This is a genomic window from Shewanella sp. 10N.286.51.B2 (assembly GCF_041469265.1).
GTDB lineage: Bacteria > Pseudomonadota > Gammaproteobacteria > Enterobacterales > Shewanellaceae > Shewanella.
In genome coordinates, this window is the sequence record NZ_JBFRKH010000074.1 from 17,426 (window position 1) to 39,400 (window position 21,975).

Genomic DNA, 21,975 nt, shown 5'->3' on the forward strand with positions numbered 1-21,975 from the left:
TGGCAGATTGGATTGATCTCTTAAGGTATTATGCAAGATGCAATTTTTATCAGCAGCTGACGTTGGCGCTTTAGGCTAAAACTAGCACCCAAACCTAGGCTGAAAACTAGCACTAAATCTTAGTGCTAAATCTTAGTGCTAAATCTTAGTGTTAATATAAAGTCTCAACGCGCTCTCTCAAAGCTCACCTAAAAGCTAGAAGTAAACCTAATTGAGTTTTGCCAACCTATAACCTTGCTCAATCAATAGTCCTATTTATTGAGTCGCAGCCCTCTCATTTCGCCATTTTAGCCTACAATTTATCAGTGCCCTTTAGGGCGAGTGGCGTGATATTTCTTCGTAATAAACTCGCTGTTAAATATTAAACGCCAATGTGATTCACCTGAATCAAAGCAAGGATATAGTTTATGAGTAATTCACTGTATGAACGACTTGGCGGCAGTGCTGGCATTGAGAGTATTGCAAATGACTTGGTCGATTTGCATATGGCCAACCCGACAATCTCCCCAAGATTTGCCAAATCAGATCCCGTAGCGCTAAAAAATGCCGCGGCGACATTTTTCATTGCAGGAACTGGCGGCCCAAGTGTGTATAAAGGCCAAGATATGCTCTCGGTACATAAAGGCATGAACATATCGGCGGCTGAATTTATGGCGGTACTGGATGATGCATTGCAGGCATTTGAAATGAATAATATTAGCCAGCGGGATCAAGAACAAGCGCTGTATATTTTGTACAGCATGCGATCTGATATCGTGTTGGTTTAGCTTGTTACTGCCCTAAAAGGCTCACTTAACCCCGAGAGTAGGCTAAGTTAACCAGTTATTCAGGATCGACTTAGTCTCTTATCACTAGTCTCTTATCACTAATCTGTTAACGCAGACTTCAAACCAGCTCTATAGCTTGTGTCATCAATAGCTCGGCTGCAAAGGATAACCTTATGGGCACATTTCGCACAGAAACGGATTCATTTGGGCCATTAAAGGTGCCTGCGGATAAATACTATGGCGCTCAGTCGGCGCGCAGCTTAATCAATTTCGCTATTGGGGTCGAGACCATGCCCAAGCCATTAATTCATGCTTTGGGAATGGTGAAGCAATGTGCGGCCAAGGTGAATATGGAGTTTGGCATTCTCGATACTGATATTGGTCAAGCGATTGAACAGGCCGCTGGCGAGGTGATGCAAGGCAAACTGGATGAACACTTTCCGTTGTCGGTATGGCAAACTGGCTCGGGCACTCACACCAATATGAATATCAATGAGGTGATTGCTAATCGCGCCATTGAATTGCTTGGCGGCGTGCTTGGCAGTAAAACCCCCGTGCACCCAAATGATCATTGTAATTTAGGCCAGTCATCAAACGACTGCTTTCCCACTGCAATGCACATCGCAGCAGTACTGGAGTTACACCAGCAATTGTTGCCCGCATTAAGGCATTTACAGCAGCAGCTAGCGATAAAATCGGTAGCATTTAATCATATTATAAAAATCGGTCGAACCCATATTCAAGATGCCACTCCGCTGACCTTAGGTCAGGAGTTTTCAGGTTATAGTGCCCAAATGAGTCATGGCATTGCTCGAGTTGAAGCGGTAATGCCTGCGTTATTACAGTTGGCTCAGGGCGGCACTGCTGTGGGGACCGGCATGAACTCAATTAAAGGCTTTGATATAAGCTTTGCTCAGCAAGTTGCCAAGCTGACTAAATTGCCCTTTATTACTGCGACCAATAAATTTGAGGCCATAGCGAGCCATGATGCCATTGTTGAAGCCAGTGGTGCATTAAATACCGTGGCCGTCAGTGTGATGAAAATTGCTAACGATATCCGCTTTTTGGCCTCTGGGCCGCGCTGTGGATTAGGGGAAATTAATCTGCCTGCAAATGAGCCCGGCTCATCGATAATGCCCGCTAAAGTGAACCCGAGCCAATGTGAAGCGTTAACTATGATAGCGGCGCAGATTATGGGAAATCATACAACCATTTCAGTGGCAGGCAGCAATGGCCATTTTGAGCTCAATGCCTTTAAGCCAGTGATGATTTATAACCTACTGCAATCAATTGCTTTACTGGCAGATGGTTGTAGCAGTTTTACTGATAAATGTATTTGCGGTATTAGTGCCAATGAAGCACAACTTGCTAAGTTTTGTGATGAGTCATTAATGCTGGTAACCGCGCTTAATGACTACCTTGGTTATGATAATGCCGCCAGCATCGCTAAAAAAGCTCATCAAGATGGCTCGACACTACTAGCGGCAGCCCTTGCCCTTGGATTACTCACAGAAGCGCAGTTTAATCAGTGGGTCGTGGTAGAGAAGATGCTAGCGCCCCGTGATTTACCTAAAGGCAAACCTTAGATCGAATGATCTCGCTTAAAACACCGTCTAAGTAAAGAGTTGCTTATGAAACTTAATTTTAATATGGAAGATGCCAGCCAAATATTTGTCGGCGCTTTTGCTTTAGCTGTACCTATTTCTTTTTCTGAAGAAGCGTGGAAACTGGGTGAGACTTTACCCTTAATCAACGTCATGATGCTGTTTGTGTTGTCGGTGGTATTTTTGGGGTTATTTACCTATCACAGCGTGTTTCAACATGATGTTAAATCACGGGTTATTGTGTTTATATTTCGGATTGTGATCGCTTATTTGATGGCGGCCTTGGTAGTGAGTTTGGTGTTATTATGCCTTAATAAATTACCCTTATTAGACGATCCCATAACCTCATTACGGCGGATTATTATCATTACTATGCCAGCCTCCATGGGCGCCATAGTGGTGGATAGTTTTGATAAAGAGTAAGCCGTAAAAGAGTAATCAGTAAAATAACCTTGCCTCTTCAGCTATAAGTATTTAGCAATAAGTATTCAGCTATGACCGTTCAATTTGGCCGCTAATAACTATTCGATTAAATCGACTAAAAGTAGCGTTTTATTGCAATATTTATTCGATTAGTTGCTTGTTAAGCTAAGGCTATTAATCACTCATAGAGTAGAACATCATGAAAGTATTAGGCCGTTTTAGCGCTCGACCAGCAATGGATGGTGACGGGGTTAACATTAAGCGGGTTGCGGATTTTATCAATACCCGCTTTGATCCTTATTTAATGATTGATGAGATCAAATCAGATGATCAGCAAGATTTCATTGGTGGTTTTCCACCGCACCCTCATCGCGGTATTGAGACCTTTACCTATATTCGTAAAGGCGGCTTTGAACACCGCGATCAATTAGGTAATGTTAAAGCCATACGCGCTGGCCATGTGCAGTGGATGAGTACTGGCAGTGGGGTGATTCATTCTGAAATGCCATTAGCCGATGCTGAAGATGGCCTACATGGTTTTCAAATTTGGCTCAATATGCCCGCTAAAGACAAAATGCGTTCGGCTATCTATCAAGATACCTCAGCAAAGCCTAATCCAACAGGTACTAACCAAGACGGTGCACAGTTAAAAGCGCTTGCTGGCCAATGGCAATTTGCTGGCAATGATAGGGACAATGACGTTGAGGTATTAGTCTCGAGTATTCAAGGCTTGGCGGGCAATGGTGCCATTGCGGATTTAACGCTCGCAGCTAATGGCCACGCCAGTATTGATTTATCCAGCCATGAGGTGGTTCATGCCTATATCTATCAAGGTGAGCTTGAATATATCGCCGCCAATGGAGACTTGATGACGGCCAGCGCCGGACAGTTATTGTTATTGTCAGCTGAGCTAAGTCATTTTAACAATGCTATCTCTGCCGAGACAGGGTTATTGTTACTGGCAGGTTCACCCATTAATGAAAAAATAGTCCATATGGGCCCATTTGTAATGAATAGCCAAGCTGAAATAGATCAAGCAGTAGATGATTACCAACAAGGGCGCTTTGGTAAGATCATTTAGCAAAGATATATCTGCCATGTGCGGATAAAATTGCTACAATATGCAATTAGGCCAAGGTATAAATATCTTGGCTGTTTTGTTTGTACTCGTTTTGTTTCAGTACCCGTTTTATATCAGAGGATATTCGCCTTGAGTCAGTCTACTCAACAAGCCGCTAATACGGCTTTCGCATCACTAAATCTTAAACCTGATTTGCTTGAAAATCTCAAAACCATGGGATTCGAGTCAATGACTCAAATTCAAGCTGAGAGCTTACCAGCAATCCTTGCAGGTGATGACGTGATTGGCCAAGGAAAAACCGGCTCAGGTAAAACTGCAGCATTTGGTTTGGGCTTACTAAACAAGTTAGATGTGAAACGTTTTCGCATCCAAACCATGGTGTTGTGCCCAACACGTGAACTCGCCGACCAAGTGGCAAAAGAGATCCGTACTCTAGCTCGCGGCATTCATAACGTGAAAGTACTAACATTGTGTGGCGGCGTACCAATGGGACCACAAATTGGTTCATTGGAACATGGCGCGCACATTATTGTTGGCACCCCAGGACGTATTGTTGATCATCTTGATCGCAATCGCTTAGATTTAAGCAACGTTAACATGCTGATTTTAGATGAAGCCGATCGCATGTTAGAAATGGGCTTTCAGCAGCAATTAGACCAAATTATTGAAGACACGCCGCGTGAGCGTCAAACCTTGCTATTTAGCGCGACCTTCCCTGAGCAAATTAAGCAGGTTGCTGATCAAATCATGTATAAGCCATTAATGGTTAAGGTTGAAGCGACGCACGACAACCTCACTATCGATCAGCATTTTTATCTAACCGAAGACAATCATGCACGTATGGAGGCTTTACAGTTATTGTTACTGGATAAGCAGCCTGAAAGTGCGGTGGTGTTTTGTAACACCCGCCGTGAAACTCAAAAAGTGGCGGATACGTTAGCTGAACAAGGTTTTAGCGTACTAGCCTTACATGGCGACTTAGAGCAGCGCGAGCGCGATCAAATGTTACTGCGTTTTGCCAACAAAAGTGCCCGCGTATTAGTGGCAACCGATGTGGCGTCTCGTGGTTTAGATATCGAAGACTTAGACGCGGTATTTAACTATCACATTGCCTACGATACCGAAGTACACATTCACCGTATTGGCCGTACCGGTCGTGCGGGCAGTACTGGCGCAGCTTACACTTTCTATAGTCATGAAGATGGTCATCGTATGGTTGAAATCGGTGAGCTAATTGGCCGCGAAATCGACGGTGAAGCATTACCAGCCATGAGTGCGTTAACGAAAATGCCACTTGAAGCTGAGATGGTTACCATTCAAATCGATGCAGGTAAGAAGCATAAGGTTCGCCCTGGCGATATCGTTGGTGGTTTAACTGGCGAAAATGGCATTGATGGCGCAGACATTGGCAAAATTAAAGTGACCGATATCCGTTCATTTGTGGCAGTGAAACGCACCGCGTCTAAAAAGGCACTTAACAAGATCACTAAAGGCCGTTTAAAAGGTAAAACCTACCGCGCTTGGTTCTTGTAGATATTATTTTGAGTCGGTAGCGCTAGCGTTACTCACTGAATTGAAAGCGAGTTTAGTTAATACTAAACTCGCTTTTTTATATCTATTTATGGCTCAGTGCTGTTGATGTAAAGCTCAGTACTGTTGATTCTATGTAGCTGTCGCTTGACCGTTATCGACTCCGGATAGCATATTAATCAGTGTCGCTCTTCCCCTAGTATCGTAGTGCTCAACAAAAAATCCCAAAAAAAAGGTATAAAAACTATTGTCTTCATACCTTTTTTATTGAGCTAATTCATCGAGAACTCGCTTTAGCGATTAGCATTAGTCACGGGACTTAGGTCTTGCATTAGCGTAAGGATTCACACTGCCAGAAGCTGCGCTATTGGCGCTATTGTTACCTTGGCGGCGACGTTGTGGCTTTTTAGCCGCTGTTGAATTTGCCGAGGCATCAGCGCGCGAATTCTGGCGCGAGCTATGTCTAGATTCTGGTTTACCTGATCTATCACTGCTGTTTTGGCTCGCATGCTTACGGCGATTTGGGTTCGGCTTTTTATGGTTGCTGTTGTGGCCACCAGCGCGATTCAAATTCGGCTCAGGCAAAGTATGACATGCTTCATAACCGGCAATCTGTTTACGTTCAATTACGCGCTTAATAAGACGCTCAATATCATGCAGTAATTTGACTTCTTCATCACTCACTAATGATACCGCTTGACCAGATGCACCCGCACGGCCAGTACGGCCAATACGATGCACATAATCTTCAGGCACATTCGGTAAGTCAAAGTTAACCACAAATGGCAGTTGGTCAATATCGATACCACGGGCAGCGATATCGGTGGCCACCATCACTTGTGCAGTGCCCGCTTTAAAGTCAGCTAAAGCTTTAGTACGAGCGCTTTGACTCTTGTTACCATGAATAGCAACCGCTTTAATGCCATCAGCTTCTAGGTTTTTTGCTAAGCGGTTGGCGCCATGTTTGGTGCGTGAAAAAACTAACACTTGATGCCAATCATTTTCTTTAATTAGCTTGGTTAGAATTTTAGCTTTACGGCTTTTATCAATGGCGTATACCGCTTGATCAACCGTGTTCGCTGTTGCGTTACGTGGCGTTACTGAAATTTCAACTGGGTTATTCACTAAGCCTTTAGCCAGCTCGCGAATTTCATCTGAGAAGGTGGCTGAGAACATTAAGTTCTGACGTTGCTTTGGCAACATGGCTAAGATTTTCTTAATGTCACGAATAAAGCCCATATCCAGCATTCTGTCGGCTTCATCCAAAATAAGCACTTCAAGCTGACTAAAGCTCAATACTTTTTGTTGGCATAAATCTAATAATCGACCCGGTGTCGCCACCAAAACATCAACGCCATTTCTTAGTGCTGCAATTTGCGGGTTAATAGATACGCCCCCAAATACCACTGCAGATTTTAGCGGTAAGTTTGCGCCATACGTTGACACGCTTTCAGCAACTTGAGCGGCTAATTCACGTGTTGGAGTTAATACCAAGGCTCTAACTTGTCCGCGCTGTGCACGTTGACCTTTTGAAAGTAATTCTAGTAGTGGCAGGGTAAAACCTGCTGTCTTGCCGGTGCCGGTTTGTGCTGCAGCCATAACATCTTTGCCTTCAAGTACAGCAGGGATCGCTTGTGCTTGAATAGCGGAAGGCGTGTCATAGCCTTGTTTTTCAACAGCTTTTAAAATTGCTGCACTTAAGCCAAGGGAGGCAAAACTCATAGAATGATCTCTTTGGTCAACGCTAACGTTGTTTACAATAAATGGGAGCCAGAATGTGGCGGGCGTGAAGCTTACCTGAATAGGTGCATAAGTGCTAATAAATCGCCAATTTAACCCTTGGCCTTAGGGCATGGTATCCACAGCTAACGCTGGTGCTAGCGGTACTTTCACTCAGCACAATGGCCGAAATCGATGAATAAGGATTAATCTTTGATGGCAAAGTCGGCTATTTAACATACAATGAAATACAATCACTTACCGAATGGAGTCGCGATAAATGAAACCGCAGTTTGCCGCGCAAGTTCATATTGAAAAAACGCTGGCTTGCCTTCGTGAACAAGCCTGTTCGGTGATTAAAAATATTTTGCTGATGTCTAATATTTCCAGCCAAGATGTGCAGCAGGGAATGAAAAAGTTACATGCCCACGGCCAAGTGGCACTGCATTTTCATCCCGATCGCATTGATAGTCGCGGGCTCAGTGTGGCTGCTGGGCTATTAAAAGATGGCTATTATAAAACCCAGTTTGAGACTCATATCTCCAATGGCCAGTTATCACCTGAATTAGGTGGCCCTCGAGATCATTGGGAGAACCAACTGTTTGGTCAATGCTACTCTGGGGTAAAACATCGGCCTAAATATGGCGCTTTAGATTTAGGTTTTTGCCCATTAGGCCCAGCACCCCGTTTTGGTAGTTGTTACTTCATTACAAAGCCCCAAGTGTTATCTCGCTGCAGTTTTAGTTATATGGATTCATATCGCTTGCCAAAAGAAAAGGGCACGCTGCAGTGTTTTGAAGTGATTTTAGCGGCGTTACTTAGTGAAAGTTTTGAGCGCCATTATGCGCTGGGGCTGGCTAATATCAAACCAGCGCAGATTATTACGCATTTACAGCAGCTGCCTATGGAAGTTAATGCACGCTTTGCTCGCCAGCCCTTAGGTAATCTTGATCATTATATCGAAGCGCAGATCCACGGCGATGTATCACTGGATGATGATATTGCTTATCTGGTGGCAGACCCAAGTTTTAAACTCACTGAAGTGGGGGATTGCATGCAAGCCCTGTGTGAGGAATATGACATCAGATTGCTGTGGCATCAAGGTTATCAATTAACAGTTGATAGCGTGCCAAAAGATTTTCGTGGCCCTGATATGCCTGTACTTGCTCAAGCAATTGCGAAAGACGGCTTAATCACCGCACAATTAATTGGCAAAGCGGCAATGGATCTCACCTTAAAGCCAATGTTATGGAGTGAGCGCGGTAAGCAAGCACAGCAGTTACAGCAGTTGAAGTTAATCTGGCATGTGTTAGTGAAATTTGGTGCGATTGCGCCAACTGAGCCAACATCTTAAGCGACTTGCTAAAGCCAGTAGCTAAATCAGCAGCCTGATAAGGCTAGCTAAAACGATAGGTTGCTCCGCCTTGGCGCTTGGATTTGTACATGGCAAAGTCAGCTGATTTAATCAAACTATCAAAGCATTCACCCGAATCAGGGTAAGTGGCGATACCAATACTGCAATTAACGTTTACCGATTGTTCGCCCAATTGAAAGGGCTTATATAAACATGCAATTAAGGTATCTGCCACTGCGGCAATGTCGTTGTTGTCGTGAATGCCTTCAATCATTAAGACAAACTCATCACCACCCATTCTAGCAATGGTGTCAGCATCTCTGACTTGGGCATTTAACCTGCGGCCCACTTCTATTAGCACTTGATCACCTTCGTTATGACCAAGGCTGTCATTGACCTTTTTAAAGTCGTCTAAATCAATATAAAACAGACAAAAACGACTGTTATTGCGTTTGGCTCTTTCGATATATTGTCCGACTCTGTCAGTGAGTAAGTGACGATTGGGCATTTGGGTGAGTTGATCGTAATAGGCAAGGTTTAATAACCGCTGGGCATCTTCAATGCGTTTGGTGATATCGCGGTTGATGCCGAGTGCGCCGAGAAACTGCTGTTGCTCATCAAACAGCGGGATACACATGGACTCAATCCAGCCTATGGTGCCATCTTGATGTTTAAAGCGAATTTCACCGCTCCACTTGCCATGCTTGGCCACTGCAGACATCACTTGTTCGGTGATAGATTCAGTATCCTCCGGCGAATGCAAAATACTGACGTGTTGACCCAGTATCTCGGCTTTACTATAGCCATATAAAGATTGAGAACCTGCGTTCCAATCGATCGCAACACCTTCAGTGTCGGTGACCACCACAGCATCAAATAAATAATCAAATGCTTGGGCCCGCAGCGCAGGAAGATCAAATTGCATTTAATTGCATCTCCACAGTGAATTTTTAGTCATTAAAAAGGACTAACTAAATGTGGGTAGAATTAGGGTATTTGTCAATGGTTAATATTTGAACGTAACAATGTTTATGGTTTTAGTCATGGGGAGTTTTTATGGCTCTGGTCATCAAAGCCGCTGTGGTTTTTAAGCAGATCTTTTAACCCTCTAAACAAGGTTAATAAGCTTTACCTACTATAATTTTTATTAGTATTGTGTGAGTCAGTTAACACTTCTAAGGTGGCGGCTGTAATCTAGGGCTTTAGCTTGCGATACTGCGGCAATTTTCCACACTTTACTGCGCCAATCTAGGCGTATTTCTCTTCAGGAATCTAATGGATAAAACTTTAGAAAAGTCCCTCACTCACTGGCTTAAATCGCAGAAATCATCTTGTGGTATTTTCCTTAAATTAGCCATTTTTACCGGGGCCGCTAATGGGGTGGCAATTGTTGCCCAAGCTTACTTGTTGGCGACCATCCTCCATGGGGTGATCATGCTGGAATTACCCATGGGCAGTTTTACGCTGCAATTTGGCGCTTTAATTAGTTTAATTCTAGTCAGAGCGGTGCTGGCATATGCTAGAGAGCGTTTGAGTTTTGAAGCGGGTAAACGCCTTCGTGGCGACATTCGTGAAGCTGTGCTCAATAAGCTCACCGATTTAGGTCCAGCTTTTATTAAAGGTAAACCAGCAGGGGCATGGGCCAGTGTGGTTCTTGAGCAAGTTGAAGATCTGCACGATTTTTATGCTAAATATTTACCGCAAATGATGCTGGCAGCGTTTATTCCGCTAATTATTTTAGTGGCGGTATTTCCGCTCAATTGGGCCTCAGGGCTGATCTTACTGGCCACAGCGCCGTTGATCCCCATGTTTATGATTTTAGTGGGCATGGGCGCCGCCGATGCTAATCGTAAAAACTTCAGCGCGCTGTCACGTTTAAGCGGCCATTTTATGGATCGCTTAAAGGGCATAAGTACCCTCAAGCTGTTTCACCGCGCAGAAGCTGAAGTAAAGCAAATCGAAACTGGCTCAGAAGACTTTAGGCAACGCACTATGTCAGTGCTGAGAATGGCATTTTTAAGTTCGGCGGTACTGGAGTTTTTTGCCGCGCTATCTATCGCTGTGCTGGCGGTGTATTTTGGCTTTAGCTACCTAGAGCACCTTAATTTTGGTCATTATGGGGTTAAAATTAGTTTATTTACCGGTATGTTTGTGCTGATTTTAGCGCCAGAGTTTTTTCAGCCATTACGTGATTTAGGCACCCATTACCATGCTAAAGCACAAGCCATTGGTGCAGCAGAAGCCTTGGTAGAACTTCTTGAACATCCTAATCCATTAAAGCAAGTTGACGAAAACTTTAGCGAGCAAACTGGCCAGCTGCGAAACACCGATCTCAGTAAAATTGTGATCACCGCAACAGATCTTGAAGTGCTCACCTTAGAGGGAAAACCCTTATTAGGGCCGATTTCATTTAGCATTAAAGCCGGCGAACATATTGCTATTGTTGGCCCAAGTGGCGCCGGTAAAACCAGTTTATTAAATGCCTTGCTGGGCTTTTTACCTTACAGAGGTTCACTGCAAATTAATGCCGCTGAGCTGAGTTTACTTGATAAAAACTATTGGCGCTCAAGGCTTGCTTGGTTAGGTCAAGACCCGCAGTTGTTCCATGGATCTATCCGCGATAATGTCAGCCTAGGCAACGCACAGCTCAGCGATGCTGAGATTATGGCGTTACTGCAACAAGCCAATATTGCTGATTTTGTTCAGGCTCATCCCCAAGGGCTTGATGCCATTATTAGTGACCAATCAGCGGGTATTTCAGTGGGACAAGCTCAGCGTATTGCCCTTGCGCGGGCGTTGTCGCAACCAGTGAGCTTATTCTTGTTGGATGAGCCCACCGCCAGTCTTGATAACCAAAGTGAGCAACTGGTTAGCGCCGCCCTTAATCAAGCCAAGTTGCAGCAAACCAGCTTGATGATCACCCATCGATTAGACCAGCTACAAGATATGGATAATATTTTAGTGATTGATAATGGCAAACTTGTGCAACAAGGCGACTATAAAACCCTCAGCCAGCAACCGGGTTTATTCAAATCAATGCAGCAACAAGATGATGGTTTATCACTGTTTATTACTGCTGAATCTGATACTGACGCGGCAAACGTAAATAACCAAGCCGAAATGGCGCAGAGCATTGGCACTAAGGAGGATAAATAATGCAAGTTTTATATCCGTTCCTTAAATTGTTTAAACGCCAATGGCTGATGATGGCCATTGGCTTGTTTCTTACCTGTACTACTATCCTTGCGGGTATCGGTTTATTGTCATTATCGGGCTGGTTTTTATCCGCAACCGCCATCGCGGGTTTAACTGCAGCCACGGCATTAGCCTTTAACTTTTTTACTCCTGCTGGTGGGGTGCGTTTTTTCTCTATTGCCCGCACCGCAAGTCGTTATGGTGAGCGCTTAGCTACCCATGAGGCGACCTTTAAATTACTTACGGATTTACGGGTTTGGTCTTGGAAAAAGCTGTTTCCGCTTAGTGCCAGTAATCTGCAAGGGTTACGACAAGGCGACATGCTTAACCGTCTAGTGGCCGATATCGATACCTTAGATCATTTGTATTTACGCTTACTGGTGCCAATGACAGCGTCGTTATTGACCATCATTGCCTTGTATGCATTTTTATCTTGGTTTGATTTAACCCTAGCGTTAAGCCTATGTGGTTTGTTGCTGAGTGTATGGATTGTGCTGCCATTGATATTCTATCGCTTAGGCAGAAAACCTGGTGAGGCTGTGGTAGATGCTAAGCGCCACTTTAGAGTGTTAATCCTTGATGTTATTCAGGGACAAGCTGAATTAAGCATTTTTGCAGCTAATGATCGTTATAGACAAAAATTACGTGATGCTGAAACAGCCTTATTTAACAGCCAAACAGCCATGGCCAATATTACTGGTTTTAGCCAAGGGCTATTGATTGCGGTGAACGGTTTTGCTGTGGTAATGATGTTATATCTTGCTGGACAAGGCGTTGGTGCGCAGGTGCCGCCAGGCCCCTTAATGGCGACAATGGTGTTTGCTACTATGGCGTCAATTGAAATGATGATGCCAATCTCTGGGGCGTTTCAGCATTTATCTAGCTGTGTGTTATCGGCTAAACGTATTACTGAAATTACCGATCAGCAAGGGGATATTCAGTACGGTGAGCGCCAATTTCAAGGGGGGGAATTAGGTGCTACAGAACTTGAGTTAAACGACATTCACTTTGGCTATCAAGCTGAGCGGTCAATTTTAACAGGGGTTAATTTACATATAACCCAAGGCCAAAAAGTGGCCTTACTTGGGCCAACGGGCTGTGGTAAATCAAGCTTGCTTGCACTGATCACCCGTGAGTGGATGCCGCAACAAGGTCAAATCAGATTATCAGGTCATGATATTGCTGACTATGACGAAGTGTCATTACGCAACGCGATGACAGTGGTGAGTCAGCGGGTGCATTTATTTGCTGGCACAGTACGCGATAACTTAACCATTGCCTTACCTTATGTTGAGGGGCAAAAGAAAAAGGCCAATGATCAGCGCTTAATCGCAGTGTTAAAGCAAGTGGGCTTAGGCACGTTACTTGAGTCCGTAACGGCTACAGATCGCGGTGAAGAAATTGGTTTAGACAGCTGGATTGGTGACGGCGGGCGTCAGTTATCAGGTGGCGAACAGCGCCGAATTGGGGTGGCTCGTGCATTACTGCGTGATGCGCCTATTTTATTGCTTGATGAGCCAACCGAAGGGCTTGATAAACGCACCGAACGGGAAATTTTACGCTTACTGTTTACGTTTGCTGAAGGTAAAACCTTACTGATGATCAGCCACAGACTCACCGCCATGGCTGAAATGGATCAAATTCATATGCTGGATAATGGGCTGATTGCCGCCAGTGGCACCCATGAAGACTTAATGCAAGATTGTGCTGAATACCAAGGTTTATATAAGCATTTAGCCAAAGACTAATCGGCTAATTTTTAAGGCTAGTGTTATTTTTAGATTAGCCTTTATTAACTGCGCCTTCATTGGCAAAGCTTTTAATGAATAAGCTTTCATCAAATAAGCATCTAAATGACAAGGCTAATTAATCAAGGCGCTTATAATAAGCGCCTTTTTTTATGGAAATGAATAAGTTATTTAGCCGTTAAATGCATGGCTTTGTTATCTATGATTTGCACTGCTGGGGAGTGGTTATTAGCGGCTGTATGTAGCTCATTTTGTATAGCTGTCTGCAACATCACTTTTGCCACTCGCTCGCCGCTTATGGGCTTATATTTCACAAGTGGGCCGATAAAGAAACCGGAAGTGAGTTTAAATAACCCTTGGCCTATATCTTCTAAGGTTCGCTGACTCGCACGCTCCCCTAATAACAAGCTTGGCTGAAATATCATTAGTTTAGGTAGGTTAAGCGCGACTAAGGCTTGCTGTACCTGACCTTTAGCACGATTATAAAAAATGCTTGAATTTGCATTGGCATCTAATGCCGTGACCACTGAAAAAGACCATGGCTTTGAACGGTTTCTGCTAAGTTGATGTTGTTGGATTAACTTAGCGAAATCAATAACTGCAGTCACATCTACTTTTTTAAAATTATCTTGGCTACCCGCTTGCTTAATGGTGGTGCCTAAACAACAAAATGCATGATCGATGTCGATCGGAATGGATAAACTGGGGATGTCTTCTAGCTGGCATTGAATAAAGCTGAGCTTGTCGATGCCGTGGGTGCCTTCAGCCAGTTGTGGCAGACGTCGACCTAAAACCATTACTTGCTGGTAGCGCTCATCAGCCAGTAATCCAAGTAACACATTTGCACCAATAAGCCCTGTGGCACCAATTATTGCAGCATTCATATTTTTCCTAAAGTACCAAGCCAGCATGTTGACTCTTTTTTATAAGTAGAGATTTTAGCATGGAATAAGCTTGTTAATACGGCTCAAAATAAGTGCGCACAAAAGCGCTGCTGCATAGGTAGTTGAATAGGTAGTTGCATAGGTAATTGCATTGGTAATTGCAGGGTTATTAGTCCATAGCAGCAGCTATTGAACATTTATAAGTATTGGTTTTAGCATGGAATAAGCTTGTTAATATCATCAAGATAGCGCAGTATTTTGTGGCATAAATATAATGAATAAGCTGACCATTCAGTTTGAAAACATAAAAACAGGGAGACGTTATGGGATTATTTGATGCGATATTAGGTAACTCGTCAGAAGTTGATTTAGCAGAATTAGAGCAAGAGCTTGCGCCAATTTTGGCTGACAATGAGTCAGTGCATCTGGGTTATAAATTGATCCGCGATATGTTTGTGTTCACCGACAAACGGCTTATTTTAATCGACAAACAAGGCATGACGGGCAAAAAGGTGAGTTATCATTCAATTGCTTATAAATCGATGACTCACTTTATTGTTGAAACCGCAGGTACCTTTGATATGGATGCCGAGCTGAAAATTTATATTTCAGGCACAGAGCAACCCATAGTTAAAGAGCTAAAAAAAGGCACTGATGTGGTGGGCATTCAAAAAGCCATTGCTAACTTTTCACTTTAATTGCGAGTTAATGTGTTTTATAACAAAGCAGCCAGCTAAAGTCTTACCATAAACCGCAGGCCAACAACAATTACTGAGTTAACATATCGGCTGAGCCATAGCGCAATCATTATGTGCGTATGGTTAGGCCTACTTTACATATTGGATAACGCAAATGACCACAGAAACTCCGCAACCATCAGCCTTGAATGATGCGCCTAAAGCCATTCAACTTGCGGTCGATTTAATTCAGTTACTCGAAGAAAATAAAATAGATACCACAACGGCGATTGAAGCATTACAAATCACCTTAGCTGATTTCAAAAAAAAGCAGCAACAGGGCACGTAATTGCCCGGAGTAACGGCTTGAGAACCACTCACATGGTCGAACTAAAATAATCAAGGAACACACATGACCGAAGCTCACTTACCACTGACAGATTTCATCGAATATAGCCAAGCAGAGATGATTGAACGGGCGCAGCAAAACTATCAAAATGTAAAACGCCGTCATTCGATACGTAAGTTCTCTGATAGAGCGGTTCCTCAGCAGGTTATTGAGCAATGTATTTTAGCGGCAGGAACCGCGCCAAATGGCGCGAATCATCAGCCGTGGCACTTTGTCGCCATCAGTAACCCTGAGATTAAAGCGCAAATTCGCCAGCAAGCAGAAGCCATTGAACAAGCGTTTTATGCCGGTCGCGGCGGTGAAGAGTGGCTCGATAATTTAAAGCCATTAGGCACTAATGCCAGCAAACCTTATCTAGAAACCGCCCCTTGGTTAATAGCGGTGTTTTCTAAAAAACGCAGCGAAGATAATGGTGAGCAAAAGCAGAATTATTACGTGCATGAGTCGGTAGGCATCGCCACAGGTTTTTTAATTCAGGCGCTGCACAATGCAGGCCTTGGCACCTTAACTCACACTCCCAAACCTATGTCGTTTTTAAGTAAAGTATGTGGCCGAGATAATGACAATGAGCGCCCCTATATGCTGATTGTGGCTGGTTATCCTGATGAGAATGCTACGGTACCAGAGCATGCTTTACACAAGAAACCGTTAACTGAGATTTGTGATTTTTTATGATTACTTCCAGCCTTGTAACCACTGGCTGGTTTGTTTTAACTCGCGCCAATTGATAGCAAATTCTTGACCGTTTAGCTCTGCTCTAATCAAGCATTCAATCACGTTTTGTTGTTCATCAAAACTGACTTTGATGACCGAAAAGTGTTTTAGCTTTTCGGTCACATTGACCTTAGTCCACTTACTATGAAGTAACTTTTTTGGATGTAGTGGGTTCATTCATTTCTCCTAGTTGGTGGTCTATATCTCATCTGATTGTTTATTTACCTCATTACGTTATTACGTTGAATCGGGTTAAAAGGTTCAGCTATAGAAGGGTTCTGTTTCCAAACTCTGTTTGGATTAACATTGTGGTTTTTTCACATTCACACTTGCCCTCAATTTATTTTGCCATGTAAAAATCAAAGTCGTGGCGCTTCGCCCACACCAGAGTCAAGGGGGAAACTGCTTGTCCCCCTTAACAATCCCTCAGCACCCCGACGAAAAATGCTGAAAAGCGCATAATTTTCGATGGGGATTGATCCAGCTTCTGACTTCGTTTGTTGCTAACTTCGGCCCCTGTTTATTATAAAGAGTGAAAATGCTAACGCTTCCGATGGTGAGTCTGAAGTAAATGGATTTACAAATGTCACGGTGGCATGGATGCTAAGGAGTGACCCTGCACCGCGAAAGCTATGCTCACATCCATGTGAGCACACGCTATTTTCTCTGCGTCCTCAATTCAAATTGAGTCGGAGGCAAATAGATCTTCAACTCTTTAGCTTTTACTTGCCGCAATATATGAGGCTAAATCGAAGATATGAAAATTCCGGTGTAAGCGCAGCTGTGACCGTCCATGACATGGCGAAGTTTCACAGTGTGAAACGTTCTGAGCGAGAGGCATGGATGCCGAACTGGCCGTTTAACAAGGATGTTATTTGTTTTGGCAGAGCTTTCAGGGACCTTTTGATTTATATAAAGAATGCAGCGTGTCACAGTAGTGCTTGCACATAAGGTCGCTCTTTCACATCTGACCCATAGGGATTTGGGAAATGTCATGATGATGTCGGGAACATCATTGACCATGTGATCGCGACATTTGTATATCCTATACATCACCTGCGGCAGGCAATTGGTTAGATTGAAGTAATGGCCTGCTGTAACGGGGCCAATATAAATGAAGTTTAAAGCTTAATATCACTGTGTATTAACGCAGTTATATTAATCCTCTAAGAATTTTTCATTATTATCGAAGCCAAAATCAGGTCAATTGGCATCGATAAATTTGAGGTTGAAAGTTTAACTTATATATTTCATGGGTTTATGTTATTCATATTGAGTAACAATGGACCCGATAAATGTTCAGGCTCAACTTTGCGGAGTGATTAACCTTAAATGCGGCCAATAAAGTAGGTGTTAGTTATTTTATATCAGTAAGTTACGTGATAAATTGAATTCAAAATTAATTATAAGCAGGGATTTATCCGAGACGCTGGATAATAAGCTGTTAGGCGTATATTCATTATTGTGTCAGCAACTATTTATTAACTAGGAATTATTATGACGAGTGTAAGTTCTGAGCGACATATTTTTTCGTTTGAAGGTGGAGATCTCCTAACTACGATTGGTGCTACTTTCTTGGTTTCATATTTATATCACAAGCATATTGATTCAACCCATAATAACTGGGCTAAGATCAAAACTCAGAAATCTCGTATTAGTACGATCAACCGTTCAGAGAATTATCACCTTAATTGGCTAAAGCACATCGAGAATATGAGTGAAGCTAATCTAAATAGAAATACTATGGGGTTAGTTGCCCCTGATATTAAAGAAATGGCTTTAGAAATATCTAGAATAATATAAGCACTTTGGCAATACGCCTAACAAGGGCATTTAAACGGAACTAAAACAGTGGGTTACGTTCCGCTTCGCTCCACAGTATAACCCACAATTTTAGTCCGCTTAATGCGGCGTTATATTTTTCTAGGGATTGAACATTGAGAGCTATCTTTGCACTGTGTTTTTTTAGTTGTTTTGCTAATTCAACAACTTGCTTTCATACAGAGGCGCAAGCGGAAGAGTGGAATAAAAAATACGGTAATCTTTTCAAAGTAGAAACTACTCTGAACAGCGGTGCATACGACGTAATTGCAGAGTTGCCAAAAAGTATTGATGGTCAACGCTTTGATTCAGTCTCGCTATTCGTGAGCAATCTTGAACACCCCACCTTTTTTGCTACATTAAGCACATATGAAGATGATGGTGTTACTAAAGTATGGTTCGTTACAGACCACAAAAACTTTCAACAGCATTATTTAAGTTTTAGCTACGGTACTGGGTGTGGCATGTCCGTAACACTAGAGGTTGATTTTGAGTAAAAATATAACAAACACATTATGTTCATTCGCTTCGCTCATTGGGACGCATACTCGCTGGCTGGCGCTACGCGCAATTTTAGCCAGCAAGTCTGCGCCCCATATGTGAAGCGTTAACTGTTTTTAAGGAGTGTATGTGTTTCAAGATGTAGCAACAACTGAAAGTAATTATCAACGTTTCTTAAAGCGAGTATCTGAGTTTGGCGCTGTTTGGGGACTTAAACACCCAGAAGGTGGTTGGGCAGTATGCCCATCTAACGAATATGAAGATATTGATGTGTATGTCTTTTGGTCTGATGAAGCATATGCATTACGTTGTGCAAAAGATAATTGGAAAGAGTATAAGCCTGAGATGATTACTCTTGATTCATTTATAGATAATTGGCTTCATGGTATGCACAAAGACGATTGTTTAGTCGGTGCTAACTGGGATGCAAATATGTTCGGCAAAGAAGTTGAACCTATTGAAGTTGCTAAGTTCCTGGTGAACAGTTAATGAGGCATTTAAATATAACTAAAACAGCGGGTTACGTTTAGCTTTGCTACGCATTTAAACCCTCTATTTTAGTCCGCTTAGTGCGGCGTTACTAACCCACTTTTTGTCCAAAAAAAGTTACAAACCAATCCCAATCATGCCCCTAAAGTAGCGAGTTAACTAGCTATTAGACGCCAAAATCGCGTGTTGTAATTGTCGTAAATCATTCACAATAAAATCAGCCTGAGATTGATAATCAGGCTGCTTATTGTGGTTGATAAACACCGACTTCATCCCTGCATTTTTCGCCGCTTGAATATCATATAAATAATCGCCCACATAAATCAGTGACGCAGGGTCTAAATCCCAAGTGGTGGCGATGGCCAGCAGTGCATCTGGGGCGGGTTTGGCGGGATAACATTCGCGGGTTAATACCAGTTCGAGATTGATATTATTTTGCCTAAGCTTGGTGGCCGTGGCCGCTTTACTGTTGCGGGTAACAATGGCGCTGGGCAAACTTAACTGTTCAATGGTGCTGAGCAATTCTTGCATATGCGGCAAGGCCTTGGCGTTAGTGGCATCTTGTGTTTCATGGGCCAAGATAATTTGGTTGGCTCTATCTTGCAAAGGCGGATGGGTAATATCGGCGACAAAATCCAGTAGGTCAACATCGCATGGGCAACCTAATTCCTGTTTTATTTGGCTAAAATCCAGTGCTGATTCAACCAAGGTGCCATCTAAATCAAAAATGACGCCTTTAATGCCGGCCAAACTTTTCATTGCTAATCCTTGCAGTCAAAAATAGGGTGATGAGGTGCGATAGCCGTTCGCGCTCACGCTCTGATTCTACTCAGCTTATGCTTAGCTTGAGCTTATATGTGGCTATCAAATATAAGCGTATCTAAGGTAATACTAAATGGGCCTTGCTGTTTGGCGGCGATCAGTAACCCAATACGGCTGATATCAGCAAATTTTAACGCTGGCGCGCTGATATTTCTACCCCGAAAACGTGGCAGAAAATCTGTCACGGTAAATGTGTGTTCACTCCATTGCCCCGCTTGCGTATCAAAGTCGGCGGCATAGGCTTCACCAAAACTCAGTTTGGCGGTTTTTAGGCGTAATTGATAGCGTTTACCGTCACCAAAGACCCTAAGGGTAATACGGTCACTATAAGGGGCTGTTTGACGTAATTGAAACTCTATCGAGGCAAAGCCGCCATTATTATCTAGCGAGACATTACCGCTAAATACGGCATTTTGGCCTTGTTGAGAGTCAAGCTGACTTGCCGATAATCCGCCCATTACCGTGTCATTACTTATTCTGCCCTCTTTGACATGATTGGGGTTATCAAACTGAATTTCCATGGCGAAAGCCTTTATGCTGAGTAAATGAAATAACACCAAAGTGACAATATAAAGCGGAAATAACTTTAGCATAATGCTGTGCCTCAAGGTTGTTTAGCTGGCATTTAAGTTGAGTTATGGTTTTGATTGATGATTTTAGTAAAAAAAGCGACTTATCTGGGTGAGGGATAAGTCGCAAAAGGTAACGCAGGGACGGGTAAATCGTGTTTAATCAATACTCATACTGGGTAGATATCAGTATTGAATTGGTTGTTACTCTTCTTCGGCAACAAAGTCATCCATTAGAATAACTGAAAACATAGAAGTGTCATTTTCTGCATCCACTGCAGCAACGCTGTATAGCCCATTTGCAGCTAAGCTCACTGGCAGTGGACCAATGGCAACAGTTTTAGTACCTGTTACAGTGACGCTTACGGTGTAATCACCTGGGGCAACACTTAAACTACCTGACGCTGCTTTAAATGGTACATCTGTTAGCGCAGGCTCTGATGCACTGATGTCGGCTGTAGGGGTGAGGTAAACATCGACATTACCCGCTGAGTACGAAGCGTGGATGACGTTTAATCTAGCTTCAGTTGCAATGCGGCGAGTGTGCTCGGCAAAGGCCCAAGGGCTAATGTCGTTGTCAGATAAAGAGCCGACTGCGAGCACTGAGTAGCTGGCACCTAGCATTAAATCGACTTCGGCATCTTTAATCACTTCAACTGAGTTATCAGCATCAGCTGCCACAGTGACTGTGTGCATGCCTTCTGGGATGTTGACGTAACCTGCAAATTGACCAAACGATAGCATGTCAATGGCGGGAGTCATGCTGCCATCAAGAAACACATCAACAGCAGGTGCGTCTGCTACGGCATGGACTACACGGATGTCGCTACCACTGCTCACATCATTTAAAAGTACTTGTGCATCTGGTAATGCCACTAACAGCGCGACAGGTGAGTCTCCTGACCATTCATTTGGGATTGCCGAAATGAAGTAATCATTACCTGCGGCTAAATTGACTGTGCCTGAATCAAACACCACGGTTTTGTCACCATTTGGGGTAATTCGAATTTGATAATCAGCGGTCGGCACTTCAAGCTGATCACTGTTATCCATGTAATTGGCCGATAAGGTTGGCTCCATCATGGCGATGTCTGCCATTGGCTCGGTGACGTAAATATCCACTAAACCCACATCAGGAGCAGCATGTAATACTTGCACTCGGGCATTGTCTGCGGTGATGTCGGCTTTTTCATTGGCAACCAACTTGAGCATCAAGTTTTCATCGCTGACGTTACCTAAAGCTACGGCGGTATATTCCATATCAGCAGCGGCGGCTAAGTCGGCTGACAATACCGTTGTAGTGGTGCCATCTGCAAGCTTTGCATCTACGGTAATGGCGTAGGTTGAGGCTTCAACTTCTAACAAACCACTTGAAACGGCGTAATCGACATCGGCTAATAACTGAGCGCCATCGGCAGTGACATTAACCATAGGCGCATCGCTTGATGCGTGAATAACTCGTACTTGGGCATATTCAATATTGGGGGTTTCTTCAATAACAATTTTGTCATCGTCATCATCTGAACAAGCAGTTAGGGCGATTAGTGAAAAGCACAGACCAAGGGAGTATTTCCGTTTCATCTTTATATCCTCAAATTCATTTTGTCGTATTGTCATGTCGATGGGTAATACGGCACTTGCTAATTTAGGATCATGTTTTTATTTAAT

At 43.3% G+C, this 21,975-nt stretch carries 21 protein-coding genes; 14 read left to right on the top strand and 7 right to left on the bottom strand.

Annotated elements, in window-relative coordinates; genetic code table 11:
• Window positions 1-407 precede the first annotated feature (407 nt).
• The 5 genes from AB4140_RS17915 (at window position 408) to dbpA (ending at window position 5,408) form a co-directional block, all read left to right on the top strand.
• The gene (locus AB4140_RS17915; protein ID WP_102438364.1) at window positions 408-767 is read left to right on the top strand and encodes a group 1 truncated hemoglobin; all 360 of its coding nucleotides are present in this window, start codon (window positions 408-410) and stop codon (window positions 765-767) included.
• A gap of 173 nt (window positions 768-940) precedes the next feature.
• On the top strand, window positions 941-2,353 hold the full coding sequence (fumC, locus tag AB4140_RS17920; RefSeq protein ID WP_372002038.1) for a class II fumarate hydratase: 1,413 nt from the start codon (window positions 941-943) through the stop codon (window positions 2,351-2,353).
• Between the two features lie 45 nt (window positions 2,354-2,398).
• Window positions 2,399-2,794 carry a DUF2391 family protein gene (locus tag AB4140_RS17925; protein WP_102438368.1) on the top strand — a complete coding sequence of 132 codons (396 nt, stop codon included), beginning with the start codon at window positions 2,399-2,401 and terminating at the stop codon, window positions 2,792-2,794.
• 199 nt (window positions 2,795-2,993) lie between these two features.
• Entirely contained in the window at window positions 2,994-3,875 is an 882-nt protein-coding gene (locus tag AB4140_RS17930) for a pirin family protein (protein ID WP_372002040.1), read from the top strand.
• A gap of 129 nt (window positions 3,876-4,004) precedes the next feature.
• Window positions 4,005-5,408 carry an ATP-dependent RNA helicase DbpA gene (dbpA, locus tag AB4140_RS17935; protein WP_102438372.1) on the top strand — a complete coding sequence of 468 codons (1,404 nt, stop codon included), beginning with the start codon at window positions 4,005-4,007 and terminating at the stop codon, window positions 5,406-5,408.
• A 303-nt stretch (window positions 5,409-5,711) separates the two neighbouring features.
• Here dbpA and AB4140_RS17940 read toward each other — a convergent pair whose 3' ends face one another.
• A complete protein-coding gene (locus AB4140_RS17940; RefSeq protein WP_102438374.1) occupies window positions 5,712-7,127 on the bottom strand; it encodes a DEAD/DEAH box helicase in 1,416 nt (471 codons plus the stop codon).
• Between the two features lie 277 nt (window positions 7,128-7,404).
• On the opposite strand from AB4140_RS17940, the gene AB4140_RS17945 reads away from it, so the two are divergent.
• The gene (locus AB4140_RS17945; RefSeq protein WP_102520552.1) at window positions 7,405-8,478 is read left to right on the top strand and encodes a DUF3626 domain-containing protein; all 1,074 of its coding nucleotides are present in this window, start codon (window positions 7,405-7,407) and stop codon (window positions 8,476-8,478) included.
• Window positions 8,479-8,521: 43 nt separating this feature from the next.
• Here AB4140_RS17945 and AB4140_RS17950 read toward each other — a convergent pair whose 3' ends face one another.
• The gene (locus AB4140_RS17950) at window positions 8,522-9,403 is read right to left on the bottom strand and encodes a diguanylate cyclase domain-containing protein (protein ID WP_372002043.1); all 882 of its coding nucleotides are present in this window, start codon (window positions 9,401-9,403) and stop codon (window positions 8,522-8,524) included.
• A gap of 350 nt (window positions 9,404-9,753) precedes the next feature.
• On the opposite strand from AB4140_RS17950, the gene cydD reads away from it, so the two are divergent.
• Window positions 9,754-11,634, top strand: a complete 1,881-nt coding sequence (gene cydD / locus AB4140_RS17955) for a heme ABC transporter permease/ATP-binding protein CydD (protein WP_372002045.1) — start codon at window positions 9,754-9,756, stop codon at window positions 11,632-11,634.
• Entirely contained in the window at window positions 11,634-13,421 is a 1,788-nt protein-coding gene (cydC, locus tag AB4140_RS17960) for a heme ABC transporter ATP-binding protein/permease CydC (protein WP_372002047.1), read from the top strand. Before cydD ends, cydC begins: the two co-directional genes overlap by 1 nt.
• A 167-nt stretch (window positions 13,422-13,588) precedes the next feature.
• Here cydC and AB4140_RS17965 read toward each other — a convergent pair whose 3' ends face one another.
• Window positions 13,589-14,305 carry a nucleoside-diphosphate sugar epimerase gene (locus AB4140_RS17965; RefSeq protein ID WP_372002049.1) on the bottom strand — a complete coding sequence of 239 codons (717 nt, stop codon included), beginning with the start codon at window positions 14,303-14,305 and terminating at the stop codon, window positions 13,589-13,591.
• A 323-nt stretch (window positions 14,306-14,628) separates the two neighbouring features.
• Here AB4140_RS17965 and AB4140_RS17970 point away from each other — a divergent pair, with 323 nt between their 5' ends.
• From AB4140_RS17970 to AB4140_RS17980, 3 genes are all read left to right on the top strand, one after another.
• Entirely contained in the window at window positions 14,629-15,003 is a 375-nt protein-coding gene (locus AB4140_RS17970) for a PH domain-containing protein (protein ID WP_102438386.1), read from the top strand.
• A gap of 154 nt (window positions 15,004-15,157) precedes the next feature.
• Complete coding sequence (locus AB4140_RS17975) at window positions 15,158-15,331, top strand: YbaM family protein (RefSeq protein ID WP_372002051.1); 174 nt, start codon at window positions 15,158-15,160, stop codon at window positions 15,329-15,331.
• 63 nt (window positions 15,332-15,394) lie between these two features.
• Window positions 15,395-16,066 (top strand): nitroreductase family protein, encoded by a 672-nt coding sequence (locus tag AB4140_RS17980; RefSeq protein WP_102438389.1) that lies wholly within the window; start codon window positions 15,395-15,397, stop codon window positions 16,064-16,066.
• Here AB4140_RS17980 and AB4140_RS17985 read toward each other — a convergent pair whose 3' ends face one another.
• Window positions 16,067-16,282, bottom strand: coding sequence for a TIGR02450 family Trp-rich protein (locus AB4140_RS17985; RefSeq protein ID WP_102476900.1), 216 nt, complete (start codon window positions 16,280-16,282; stop codon window positions 16,067-16,069).
• A gap of 1,320 nt (window positions 16,283-17,602) precedes the next feature.
• Between AB4140_RS17985 and AB4140_RS17990 the strand changes: the two genes are divergently transcribed.
• From AB4140_RS17990 to AB4140_RS18000, 3 genes are all read left to right on the top strand, one after another.
• Entirely contained in the window at window positions 17,603-17,908 is a 306-nt protein-coding gene (locus tag AB4140_RS17990; protein WP_102476266.1) for a hypothetical protein, read from the top strand.
• Window positions 17,909-18,042: 134 nt separating this feature from the next.
• Window positions 18,043-18,423, top strand: a complete 381-nt coding sequence (locus AB4140_RS17995; protein ID WP_303445958.1) for a hypothetical protein — start codon at window positions 18,043-18,045, stop codon at window positions 18,421-18,423.
• A 133-nt stretch (window positions 18,424-18,556) separates the two neighbouring features.
• Window positions 18,557-18,916, top strand: a complete 360-nt coding sequence (locus tag AB4140_RS18000) for a DUF2750 domain-containing protein (protein WP_372002053.1) — start codon at window positions 18,557-18,559, stop codon at window positions 18,914-18,916.
• 159 nt (window positions 18,917-19,075) lie between these two features.
• On the opposite strand, the gene AB4140_RS18005 is transcribed toward AB4140_RS18000, so the two are convergent.
• From AB4140_RS18005 to AB4140_RS18015, 3 genes are all read right to left on the bottom strand, one after another.
• Window positions 19,076-19,675: an HAD family hydrolase gene (locus AB4140_RS18005; protein WP_102532009.1), complete on the bottom strand. Its 600-nt coding sequence runs from the start codon at window positions 19,673-19,675 to the stop codon at window positions 19,076-19,078.
• A gap of 92 nt (window positions 19,676-19,767) precedes the next feature.
• On the bottom strand, window positions 19,768-20,331 hold the full coding sequence (locus AB4140_RS18010; RefSeq protein ID WP_102519184.1) for a CIA30 family protein: 564 nt from the start codon (window positions 20,329-20,331) through the stop codon (window positions 19,768-19,770).
• A 180-nt stretch (window positions 20,332-20,511) separates the two neighbouring features.
• Window positions 20,512-21,888 carry a DUF4397 domain-containing protein gene (locus AB4140_RS18015; RefSeq protein ID WP_198589932.1) on the bottom strand — a complete coding sequence of 459 codons (1,377 nt, stop codon included), beginning with the start codon at window positions 21,886-21,888 and terminating at the stop codon, window positions 20,512-20,514.
• Window positions 21,889-21,975: the final 87 nt, after the last annotated feature.

What these genes read in the sequence shown, in the direction of transcription:
- AB4140_RS17915 (WP_102438364.1), top strand. Translation starts at nt 408, where the DNA reads ATGAGTAATTCACTGTATGAACGACTTGGCGGCAGTGCTGGCATTGAG.
- fumC (WP_372002038.1), top strand. Translation starts at nt 941, where the DNA reads ATGGGCACATTTCGCACAGAAACGGATTCATTTGGGCCATTAAAGGTG.
- AB4140_RS17925 (WP_102438368.1), top strand. Translation starts at nt 2,399, where the DNA reads ATGAAACTTAATTTTAATATGGAAGATGCCAGCCAAATATTTGTCGGC.
- AB4140_RS17930 (WP_372002040.1), top strand. Translation starts at nt 2,994, where the DNA reads ATGAAAGTATTAGGCCGTTTTAGCGCTCGACCAGCAATGGATGGTGAC.
- AB4140_RS17940 (WP_102438374.1), bottom strand. Translation starts at nt 7,127, where the DNA reads ATGAGTTTTGCCTCCCTTGGCTTAAGTGCAGCAATTTTAAAAGCTGTT.
- AB4140_RS17945 (WP_102520552.1), top strand. Translation starts at nt 7,405, where the DNA reads ATGAAACCGCAGTTTGCCGCGCAAGTTCATATTGAAAAAACGCTGGCT.
- AB4140_RS17950 (WP_372002043.1), bottom strand. Translation starts at nt 9,403, where the DNA reads ATGCAATTTGATCTTCCTGCGCTGCGGGCCCAAGCATTTGATTATTTA.
- cydD (WP_372002045.1), top strand. Translation starts at nt 9,754, where the DNA reads ATGGATAAAACTTTAGAAAAGTCCCTCACTCACTGGCTTAAATCGCAG.
- cydC (WP_372002047.1), top strand. Translation starts at nt 11,634, where the DNA reads ATGCAAGTTTTATATCCGTTCCTTAAATTGTTTAAACGCCAATGGCTG.
- AB4140_RS17965 (WP_372002049.1), bottom strand. Translation starts at nt 14,305, where the DNA reads ATGAATGCTGCAATAATTGGTGCCACAGGGCTTATTGGTGCAAATGTG.
- AB4140_RS17970 (WP_102438386.1), top strand. Translation starts at nt 14,629, where the DNA reads ATGGGATTATTTGATGCGATATTAGGTAACTCGTCAGAAGTTGATTTA.
- AB4140_RS17975 (WP_372002051.1), top strand. Translation starts at nt 15,158, where the DNA reads ATGACCACAGAAACTCCGCAACCATCAGCCTTGAATGATGCGCCTAAA.
- AB4140_RS17980 (WP_102438389.1), top strand. Translation starts at nt 15,395, where the DNA reads ATGACCGAAGCTCACTTACCACTGACAGATTTCATCGAATATAGCCAA.
- AB4140_RS17985 (WP_102476900.1), bottom strand. Translation starts at nt 16,282, where the DNA reads ATGAACCCACTACATCCAAAAAAGTTACTTCATAGTAAGTGGACTAAG.
- AB4140_RS17990 (WP_102476266.1), top strand. Translation starts at nt 17,603, where the DNA reads ATGACGAGTGTAAGTTCTGAGCGACATATTTTTTCGTTTGAAGGTGGA.
- AB4140_RS18005 (WP_102532009.1), bottom strand. Translation starts at nt 19,675, where the DNA reads ATGAAAAGTTTGGCCGGCATTAAAGGCGTCATTTTTGATTTAGATGGC.
- AB4140_RS18010 (WP_102519184.1), bottom strand. Translation starts at nt 20,331, where the DNA reads ATGCTAAAGTTATTTCCGCTTTATATTGTCACTTTGGTGTTATTTCAT.
- AB4140_RS18015 (WP_198589932.1), bottom strand. Translation starts at nt 21,888, where the DNA reads ATGAAACGGAAATACTCCCTTGGTCTGTGCTTTTCACTAATCGCCCTA.